This is a genomic window from Nocardioides guangzhouensis, from assembly GCF_004519545.1.
In the GTDB taxonomy this organism is placed as follows: Bacteria; Actinomycetota; Actinomycetes; order Propionibacteriales; family Nocardioidaceae; genus Nocardioides; species Nocardioides guangzhouensis.
In genome coordinates, this window is record NZ_SDKM01000073.1 from 1 (window position 1) to 9,970 (window position 9,970).

A 9,970-nucleotide genomic window follows, 5' to 3' on the forward strand; every position below is an offset into this window, starting at 1 on the left:
CGTGATGGCGCTCGGCGGCGACGCTGGCCGTCGGAGGTCGCTGCGTCGGCTGACCGGCTCGGGCGGGATCGCAAGCGCCTGTTCCGTCGCCGGGTGTTCGGTCTTTGGGCCATGAACCACAGGTCAGCCGGGCCCTGCCGCAACGCTGCGACCCGCGCGCGATCACCCCGTCCGCGCTTGCGGCAGCTGCCCCCTCTTTAGCGAAGTGACGCACTCCGCTGCACGGCTGGGAGATCCCTTCAGCGAGGTACCGTCAGCAAATGTCTGGCTCGGCGACGCTCGGGCGTGCCAAGCCGGTGCAGGATGCTTCGAGGTTAGCCCCGGCAGTTAGGGCACAGCAGTGGCTTTCGACCCCGCACGCGCAATCGCTCGAATGATCCACCGCAGCTCGTACACGTCAGGATCTCGATCTCACTCGTCCCCTCCGAGCCCGCCAAGGAGGCGGACGCCGGCGTCGGGTCGGCGAGCGGAACATCGAGCGGAGCGCCAGACTTCGCAACAGCCGGTGGCTTGGTCTTGGCGGGCTGCCGTGCCGCTTCGATCTTGGTCTCGGCGCGGGCCTTCCGTTTGGCCAGGTCATCGACGGCCTCGGGTCGGGCGGCCCGGTCACCGTACAAGTCGATGCCGCGCTGCGCCCACCACACGACCTGCTCCCAGTTGTGGGCTTTCTGCTGCCTGATTGCCATCTGCTTGTAGGTCTCCAGCAGCGGGATTTTGTCCCACTTCGCTATGAACGCTTCGCAGATGACTTCCATCTCGGCGTCATGGCGCCGGCAGACGTCGTCGAACTCGTCGAGTGCCCTGGGGTCGCGGTCCCTGGCCTTGTACAGGCGAGACTCGAGCTCGCTGAATTGGAAGTGTCGGTCAATCGGATCTGGGTCGCTTTCCAGCAGGCCGCGAAGCATTTCAATCGCCGGCTCGTCTTGGTCGGGGAGGGCGTTGAACCAAGAGAGGTCGTATGAGTCGTCTTCGACGTCGGTCAGCCAGGCTTCGCTGAAGCCCGTCCGCATTGCTCCGGGCTGCATGGGTGCCAGATCGCTCCCGGGTCGACGCTGAGCGGACGCGGTACTGTCGACTCCGAAGTCGTGCGGATCGTGACGGAGCCAGACGCCGAGATTTCCAGTGCGGCTGCCGATCATGCCGCCACCGACCACAACTCCTTCGAGGGCGATGTAGCCGTGCCGTTCGGTCATCAACTGGCTCAGACCGGGAAGATACTGCGCCGCGACGTCGCGGGGCAGGTACCCGACGACTGCCCCTTCGATCTGGACACAGACAGCGTTCGAGTCGTAGGGATTGTCCGGTTCGGGGACAAGTACCGCGGTCACCGCTTGCAGAACCTTGTTGGCTGGATCGCCGCCGCAGATGGATCGCAAGTGTTCTTGGTATCGGCTTTCACCGACGACCTCTAGATCCTCCTCGCCGGTGTACAAGTGAGCGGTGGCGGTCTGGCGAACCTGTTCCTGCTCCGAATTCGCGGATCGACCTGCACCCTTCAGCCGGTCGAAAATGCCCATCGGTGCGTCCCCCATTCGGTAAGTGTCGCGCTGACGACTGTACGCTCGAGCGACTTGCGGTCGCAGCGCTCGCTCGGTCTGGAGTGGGGCATTTGCGGCTCCAGGTGGCCGAGCCTTGCGAGTCCCGGGAGCCGATCGTCCCAGCGCATCTGCCGGTTAGCCATCGAGCGCGGCGTCTGTGCCCATCTGAGCTGTGCTGCAGAGCCAGGAACACCATCCCCCTCAGTTCAGATGCATCATGCCCATTCCTCGAGCCGTGTCGGGTTTCTCACCTAGAGTTCCTAAGGTGAACGAATCATCCGAGAGTGAGGCCAGCACGCCCACGATCGGCCGTGTTCTCGGGACTCAGCCCGCGTCACCGCTGACGTACTGGACTGCCCTTGTTCCCGGCCGGTGGCTGCAGCTGGACGACGTGGTGGTAACCCAGCGGGAAGTCCCGGAGCGAGGCGTTGTCACCACGAGCGGCGTCGTGACCCAGGTCCAGGCGCGTCACGAGGGGGCATCCTTCGAGTCCGATGTCCACTTGATCGCTGAGGGAACGCTCCCGGGCGAGGTGGTTGAGGCCGCTGAGGTCTCGGTGACGCGGGTCGAGCCCGAGATCTACGTTCCCCCGACACCAGGCGCAGACGTCCGGCGGGCCCACGACGATGAGCGGGACGCGGCGCTCTACTTCGACTCCATGGAGCGACGGTTGCCGATCGGGCTCGGACGTGACGAGCGCCCTGTATTCGCCAATTTCGACTTCGTCGACGGAACGAAGGGGGCCCACGTCTCCATCTCGGGAATCTCGGGCGTTGCCACCAAGACTAGCTATGCGCTGTTCCTGCTTCACTCAGTCTTCACGTCCAAGGTTCTGGGACCTAAGGCGGTCAACACGAAGGCGCTGGTCTACTGCGTGAAGGGCGAGGACCTGCTCTACCTCGACTACCACAACACGGCGCTCACCCCAGATCAGGAGCTCCGCTACGCCGAGCTCGGCCTCCCGGCCCAGCCGTTCAGGTCGGTCCACGTCTTCGCCCCGCCCCGCCCCAACGACCCCGCCGGCACGCCAAACATCAGCGGTCGCGCCGGGGGTGCGGCGTCGTCGATGTTCTGGACCCTCCAGGAGTTCTGTCGCGACGAACTGCTGCCGTTCTGCTTTGCCGATGCTGAGGACGACCGGGCCCAGTACACGCTGCTCATCGGGCAGGTCGCCGCGAAGCTGAAGCGCGAGTCGACCCCCGTCGGAGACTCAGGCGCCATTAACATCGCCGGCCTGACCGTCCGCGATTGGGCGGGCTTGGTCAGGCTGATCGACGAGCAGCTCACCGACGAGGACAGCCGCCGCGACTGGACCCCGGGCGCTACCGCGCTCGGATCGATCAACGCGTTCCTCCGCCGACTCCACTCTTCAGTGCGCCCACTCGGGGCGCTGATCCGCGGCGACCTCGACTTGCGCGGGCGCGTTGCGGTCACCACCTCGGAGGCCCAGGTCACGGTGATCGACATCCACTCGCTGCCAGATCGCGCCCAGCGTTTCGTCGTCGGTACGACGCTGCGTCGTCAGCTGGCGGAAAAGGAGGCCAGCGGCTCGTCGGAGCCATTGACCTTTATTGTGCTCGACGAGTTGAACAAGTACGCACCTCGAGAAGGATCCCATCCGATCAAGGAGATCCTGCTCGACGTGGCCGAGCGGGGCCGCTCCCTTGGCGTCGTTCTGATCGGCGCGCAACAGACGGCCTCGGAGGTCGAGCGTCGAATCGTCGCCAACTGTGCCATCAAGGTGGCCGGCCGTCTCGACGCTGCCGAGGCATCCCGGCCGGAATACGGCTATCTCCCGACCACTCATAGGCAGCGGGCGCTGCTCGCCAAGCCGGGCTCGATGTTCGTCTCCCAGCCCGACATTCCCGTGCCGCTCGCCATCGAGTTCCCGTTCCCCGCCTGGGCGACCCGCGTCTCCGAGGCCGGCGCCCCACCCACCCCTGCCTCGAGCAAGGCGGCCGAGAAGGTGCGCCGCGATCCATTCGCCCGGGTCGCAGACACCGCGCCCGGTGGCGGCGAGCCGGCCCCGTTCTAACCACCCATCCACTGCCCTCGTTGGAGTAGACGTGCGCATCCTCCACACTGCCGATTGGCACGTTGGCAAGGTCTTGAAAGGCCGATCCCGCCTCGACGAGCACGACGCAGTGCTCGCCGACATCGTGCGCGTGGCGTCGGACGAGGACGTCGACCTCGTCCTCGTGGCGGGCGACATCTTCGACAGCTCCGCCCCCACCCCTGATGCGCAGCGGCTGGTGATGCGCACCCTCCTCGACCTCCAACGCGACGGTCGGCAAGTCGTGCTCGAGGCAGGCAATCACGACAACCCACGCCAGCTCGACGTCTTCCGCCCCGTTCTCGGCGAGCTCGGGATCACGGTTGTCGGGATGCCGCTGCGACCCGAGGACGGCGGCCAACTCGAGCTGCGAACCCGCTCGGGCGAGACGGCGCGCCTGGCCATCCTTCCGTTCATCTCGCAACGGACGGCGATCAGTGCTGGCGAGGCCATCACCCGAACGGCCGCGGAGACTAACCGCGACTACGCCGACAACATCAAGGCCATGGTCGGTGTTCTCACCGGCGGGTTCGAGAAGGCCGGTGCAGTCAACCTGTTGATGACCCACGCCACCTTGGTGGGCGGCCAGACCGGCGGCGGGGAGCGGGATAGCCACATCTTCGAGTACGCCGTACCGGCCACGACCTTCCCGAGCCTTCTCCACTACGGCGCGCTTGGTCACCTGCACCGGCGCCAGAGCATCCCGGGGCCGGCACCACTTCACTACTCGGGTGCGCCACTCCAGATCGATTTCGGGGAGGCCGAGAACACCAACGTCGTTGTGATCGTCGACGTCACCGAGGACTCACCCGCCGTCACGCGGGACCACGAGATCCGCGGCGGTCGTCGATTGCGGACGGTGACAGCGACCCTCGAGGAACTCGCGACCCAGAACTTCGCTGACGATGAGTGGCTCCGTGTCGTGGTACGTGAGAAGCCGCGGGCCGGCCTCAGCGACGACGTGCGTGAGCTCGTCCCCGGCGCCCTCGAGGTCCGGGTGGACCCGGAGTTCCTGGGCAGCACCACCTCGACGGCCCCGCGACGCAACACAAACCGCAGCCCGATCGAGCTCTTCGGGGAATACCTCGAGGTCGAGGGCCGGGGCGACGCGGACGCGCTCACGCGCAGGTTCGCCGCGCTGCTCGACGAGGTCCAGCAGGGAACGGTGGCCTGATGAGACCGCTCCGCCTCGACCTCGAGGGTTTCGGCACCTTCCGCGACCCGATGACGCTCGACTTCTCCGACTCCGACTACTTCGCACTCGTGGGAGCCACTGGCTCAGGCAAAACCACGATCATCGACGCAGTCTGCTTCGCACTGTACGGCTCAGCCCCGCGCTGGCCGCGCCGCAACCAAGTCTCCCTAGCCATGGCTCCGTCAACCGGGCACACCCGTGTGTCGCTCGTGTTCGAGAACGGCGGCCACCGGTATGCCGCTATCCGCGTGCTGGCCCGCGCAGCCAGAGGGCAGGTCACGACCAAGCAGTCGCGGCTGATCGAACTCGCACCCGACTCTACGATTGACGGCGACCTCGGCGACGTTCTCGACGCCGAGATCGCAGCGCTGGCAGACTCCCCGGAGGGGATGGCCGATGCGGTCGAGTCCCTGCTCGGTCTGAGCTGGGATCACTTCATCCAGTGCGTTGTGCTGCCGCAGGGCGGCTTCGCGAAGTTCCTTCACGCACCCAAATCTGAGCGCCAGGATTTGCTCGTGTCGTTACTCGGCCTCAGCGTGTACAGCCGGGTGGGCCAGCGCGCAAACCAGGTGGCGAAGGAAGCGGCAATCCGGGCCCAGACCCTCGCGGCAGAGATGGCGAAGTATGCGGACGCCACCGAGGAGGCCGAGGAAGCCGCCCGCCGGCGCGCAGACGAGTTGACTCGGCTCCAGTCGGGACTGCCACAGGTCCTGGAGCCCTGGCTCCACGCTGACCAAGCCGTGGCGACTCGGGTAGCCGAGACTCGGGCCCTGGTCGAGCTAAAGGGTGACCTGGCAACGGTGACGCCACCCTCCGACCTGGAACAACTCGCCTCGCAGCGCACGGCTGCCCTCGCCGAGCTCGCGGAAGCCGCGGCCAAAACCGAGGCAAAGGAAACTGACGAGGCCCTGGCCGAAGCGAATGCCGATGAGGCCGGAGACGCTGCTACATGGCGCGAGCTCGTCGAGCTGCACGGCCGGGCAGCCGCCCTCACGACCCAGCTCACTGCGTCAGGGAAGCGGCTAGCAGCAGCCACTAAGGCCCTCGGGACCGCCCACGAGTCGAACTCAAACGCTGTCGCCGCCGAGGCCGCGGCAGCAGGGGAGCTGGAGACCGTTCGCGACGCGCACCGGGCGGACGAGCTCGCCCATTCGCTGGTGCCTGGTGAGGCCTGCCCGGTGTGCCTGCAGGAGGTCGCGGTGGTCCCGAAGCGACCGCGACATAAGGGGATCGCGGAAGCCGAGGACTCGCTGGCCCAGGCCAGGTCGCGGGTCAGTGCCTCCGCACGAGGGCAGGCCCTCGCTGAGCGCGACCAAGGCAACGCAGAGGACGAAGGGGCACGGCTGGGTTCCGAGCTGGACCAGGTTCGGGTGAAGCTCGAGGACGCACCTCCGGCTGATGAGGCGGCACGACTGCTGGAGCTCTCGAAGACGGCTCAAGCCGACCTGACTGCGGCCCGCAAGGAGTCACGCATCGCCCTGGAAAGCCAACGCAAGACCGAGAAGGCCTTGAAGGAGCTGGAGACGCGCTACACCGCGGCCGGGCGTGAGCTGGGACAGTTGCGGGACCGCTTCGCCGAGCAGCGCCCACCTACCCTCACCGGTGACCACGTCGCCGATTGGGAGACCTTCATGTCCTGGGCCCGGGTCACGAACGACGACGTGGCCACGAAACTCGCAGCAAGTTCTGCCGCCGCCGAGCAGGCCGAGCAGGTCGCGGCCCAACGACGAGGCGACGTACTTGAGACCCTGGCTTCAGGTGGCATCGCCGCCCCGTCATCTCTGACCGAGGTGAGCGTGAGCACGGCCGTGGCCAACGCGCTCACGGCCGCGCAACTGGCCGTCGAGCGAGTTCAGGAGCGTCGCAGCCACGCGGCCCGACTCGCCGGCGACGTCGCCGAGTCGCAGCAGGCCGAGCGGCTTAACAGGGAGCTCGGGCTGTTGTTGAGCGCCAGGAACTTCGAGCGCTGGATGGTCGAAGAGGCGCTCCAATCCATGGTCACTGAGGCCTCGGCTACGCTCAACGAGCTCTCGAACGGCCAGTTCGAGCTCACCGTCGACGCCAAACAGGACCTCTTGGTTGTCGACCACAATGATGCGAGCAGCCAGCGGCCAGTGCAGACCCTGTCGGGCGGGGAGACCTTTCAGGCCTCCTTGGCCTTGGCGCTGGCGCTGAGTTCTCAGATCGCCGGCCTGTCCTCGGGCGGCGGCCAACTCGACACCATCCTGCTTGACGAGGGCTTCGGCACCCTCGATGCCTCGACCCTCGACGTCGTCGCCTCCACCCTGGAGCAGCTCTCGGGCGGAGGCGAACGGACGGTCGGCCTAGTGACACATGTCGCAGCGCTCGCAGACCGAGTCCCAGTGCGTTTCCAGGTCACACGCGAGGGATCCAAGTCCAGAGTCGAGAAGGTCTGGTCGTGACAGCCCCGCGCATCGCTGTCGATCCATGGGACCCGTCCTACGGCACCCCCACGGGAGAAGCCGGCCTACAAGAGTCAACCGCCCGCCTGACGATTGACTTCGAGCTGCCGGGTGACCGATGGAAACCCCTCGACCCCCCTTCGTCAACGTGGAGGCCCGAGGAAGTGCTCATTGTCGACGGGATACGCAGGGTGGATGCCCGCGTGTGGTTCATGGTCGACGGCGAGCCAGCACCTAACCTGGGGCTAGCCGCCAGCTACGCGGCAGGTGTGGTCCGGATCAACGGTCGGGCCCAACTGTCCCAGGCTGAGGTAAGGCGCGCAATCCTCACGGCCTGCCCCGAGGCGGAGGAGATCCGGGCACCTTTGACGTCCTACCCGATCATCCAAAGCGCCGGCGCCGATCCAGATGCCCTCTCGCTAACGCTTCAGCAGCAGATGCGCGACCTTGAGCTCTTGGTCGCCCACTCGACGCGGTCGAGTGACGATGACCTCCTTCTACTGGACGGCCCCCTCCGCGGGCGCACGACTATTCCGCGCACTGTGGGCTACATCAAGACTCACCACGCGATGTACCTGCCGACCGAGCTCAACGCGGTGGTGGCCGATCTCCGGCCGGGCCAACGGACTCCGGTCTTCACCATCGGTACGACCTGGTCCCGCCACACCTGGTACATCAAGTTGCCTGTCGTCTCTGACATGCCATGGGCCGGAGTAGTGAGGTGTGAGTGCGCGGACAGTCTTCCGCGCGACGAAGCATTCCGACTGGCCGATGCGACGACTGCCCTTCTTCCAGGACTAGCAAGCCGGGCTCACAAAGACCCCCGAGCCCCGCAGAATCTCACTCCCATCGGAGGACTCGAGAAGTTGTTGAGGCATCGCCTCGGCGACCCGGCAAAGCTCCACCGGGGCCTGGTCGTCGCCACCAGAGGAGACTCTTGATGGACTTTGGCCCGGGCAATGACCAGCCCGGGAGGGCGGGGCAACACATCTGCCCCAGCGCGACCAGCTCACAGCCGCGGGCACCGACACTTCGAGAGAGCCTCGTCCCGAATCAGCCAGCCTCCCAGCCTAAGCCCGAACTCCCGCCGCCTCGTGACAAAGGGGAGGCATGAGCGGGTGTGTTCCGCTAGCCGACAGGCGGCGAACGGTGCATTCGACCTTATGGAGCGGACCCAACTGAGCTACGATCCTTCGACCCCGGCCGATGCATCGACAGGCCTGGTGACGGCCCTAGGCTGAAGTATGCCGATGCCGACGTGGGACCAGTTCATGGTGCCGGTACTCGAGGTGCTTCTGGACGGCGAGACCCGGCGGCTACGCGATCTGTACGGACTGGTGGCCGATCACGTCGGCCTCACGGCTGACGAGCGGGCGGAGGTGATCTCGTCTGGGATGCTGCGGCACCACGATCGCATCGGCTGGGCAGCCTCAGACCTGGCCCGAGCCAAGGCGGTGGAACGTCCGTCCCGCGGGCTTTACCGAATCACCGATGTCGGCAGAACACTGCTGCATGAGTATCCACAGGGGATCACCCAGAAGGAACTGCGGACCATTCCTGCGTACACGGAGTCTCTCGCGGCGGCTCAGGCCGCCAAGTCGGCGATCGACGCGCCCATCGCGAATGCGCAGTCCCAGCTCAGTCCGGAGGAACAGATCGGTCAGGCGATCGACCTGATCCACGCCGACGTTGCCGACGACCTTCTGGCGCGGTTGCACGCCCAAGAGCCGGCATTCTTCGAGCAAGCCGTCCTCGACCTCCTGATGGCGATGGGCTATGGCGGCGCCGAGGGCAACGCAACCCGGACCCAACTCTCGAACGATGGCGGTATCGACGGCATAGTCGACCAGGATGCGCTCGGGCTGAGCCGGATCTACGTCCAGGCCAAGCGCTACGCCGTCAACGCCGCAGTCGGACGGCCCGAGATCCAGGCGTTCGTCGGTGCACTCCACGGCAACCAGGCGAACCAAGGCGTCTTCATCACTTCAGGTCGCTTCAGCCAGGGCGCTCGCGACTACGTCGCGAACCTGCCGACTCGGGTCATACTGATCGACGGTCAGCGTCTGGCCGCGTTGATGATTCGATTCGGCGTTGGGGTCCAGGTCAAGCAAACAGTTCAAGTCGTCGAGATCGACGAGGACTTCTTCGAGTGAGCCGCGAGCAGTGAATCCCCCTGAGTGCGCTCGGCTCAGCATCCTCCGATTAGCACCCCCGCGTGTTCTTACGCGCCGGCCCGCAGTTGTTGGTGGCCGCCTCGCGGCGGTGTGACGCGTTCTCCGGTTGCCGCCGACCTCCCTCGACAAGCCACTTACCTGACGGAAATGCTGGCAAGGCCGGGGCTTGGCGACATCTTCCTCAGGTACGACGGCGCTCGCGCAGCATGCGTCAATCTGGGCCGATGTGCGGCACCTTCGTGTCTTGCCACACTTGGAGGGTCCGACACGGTCCCGAGGTCCGCAATCTGTCGCGCGGAATCCAACGGGAACGGGGACCGGCGCGACGTGGGGGAGTGGTTGTCGGGGTCGAGGCTGTTCATCGCTGGGCGGACCGGCGGGGCATGTGTTGCCGCACTTATTCACCATCAGGGTGACGTCCCGTGAGGTGGTGTAGTTCGGGCCGCTGTTCGTCGTGTTGACGATGACGTAGGCGGCCACCGTGCACGGTCAGTGAGACCTAGCGATAGAGACTCACGGAAGGACCTGAAGCACGATGGCCTTGGACAATGCTGCCCTACTCGAGGTGCTCGAAGCCATGCAGGCCG

6 protein-coding genes are annotated in these 9,970 nt (G+C 66.2%); 5 read left to right on the plus strand and 1 reads right to left on the minus strand.

Annotated features, from left to right (window positions below; genetic code table 11):
* Positions 1-314 precede the first annotated feature (314 nt).
* A complete protein-coding gene (locus EKO23_RS23860) occupies positions 315-1,532 on the minus strand; it encodes an HIRAN domain-containing protein (RefSeq protein WP_134720988.1) in 1,218 nt (405 codons plus the stop codon).
* Positions 1,533-1,803: 271 nt separating this feature from the next.
* On the opposite strand from EKO23_RS23860, the gene EKO23_RS23865 reads away from it, so the two are divergent.
* The 5 genes from EKO23_RS23865 to EKO23_RS23885 all read left to right on the plus strand — a co-directional run bounded on the left by EKO23_RS23865 (position 1,804) and on the right by EKO23_RS23885 (position 9,362).
* Positions 1,804-3,573, plus strand: a complete 1,770-nt coding sequence (locus tag EKO23_RS23865) for an ATP-binding protein (protein ID WP_134720989.1) — start codon at positions 1,804-1,806, stop codon at positions 3,571-3,573.
* Positions 3,548-4,765 carry an exonuclease SbcCD subunit D gene (locus EKO23_RS23870; protein ID WP_217702790.1) on the plus strand — a complete coding sequence of 406 codons (1,218 nt, stop codon included), beginning with the start codon at positions 3,548-3,550 and terminating at the stop codon, positions 4,763-4,765. The genes EKO23_RS23865 and EKO23_RS23870 overlap by 26 nt, the downstream gene beginning before the upstream one ends.
* Positions 4,765-7,209: an AAA family ATPase gene (locus tag EKO23_RS23875; RefSeq protein ID WP_134720990.1), complete on the plus strand. Its 2,445-nt coding sequence runs from the start codon at positions 4,765-4,767 to the stop codon at positions 7,207-7,209. The genes EKO23_RS23870 and EKO23_RS23875 overlap by 1 nt, the downstream gene beginning before the upstream one ends.
* The gene (locus EKO23_RS23880) at positions 7,206-8,150 is read left to right on the plus strand and encodes a hypothetical protein (RefSeq protein ID WP_217702791.1); all 945 of its coding nucleotides are present in this window, start codon (positions 7,206-7,208) and stop codon (positions 8,148-8,150) included. Before EKO23_RS23875 ends, EKO23_RS23880 begins: the two co-directional genes overlap by 4 nt.
* A 303-nt stretch (positions 8,151-8,453) precedes the next feature.
* Complete coding sequence (locus EKO23_RS23885; protein ID WP_134720992.1) at positions 8,454-9,362, plus strand: restriction endonuclease; 909 nt, start codon at positions 8,454-8,456, stop codon at positions 9,360-9,362.
* Positions 9,363-9,970 lie beyond the last annotated feature (608 nt).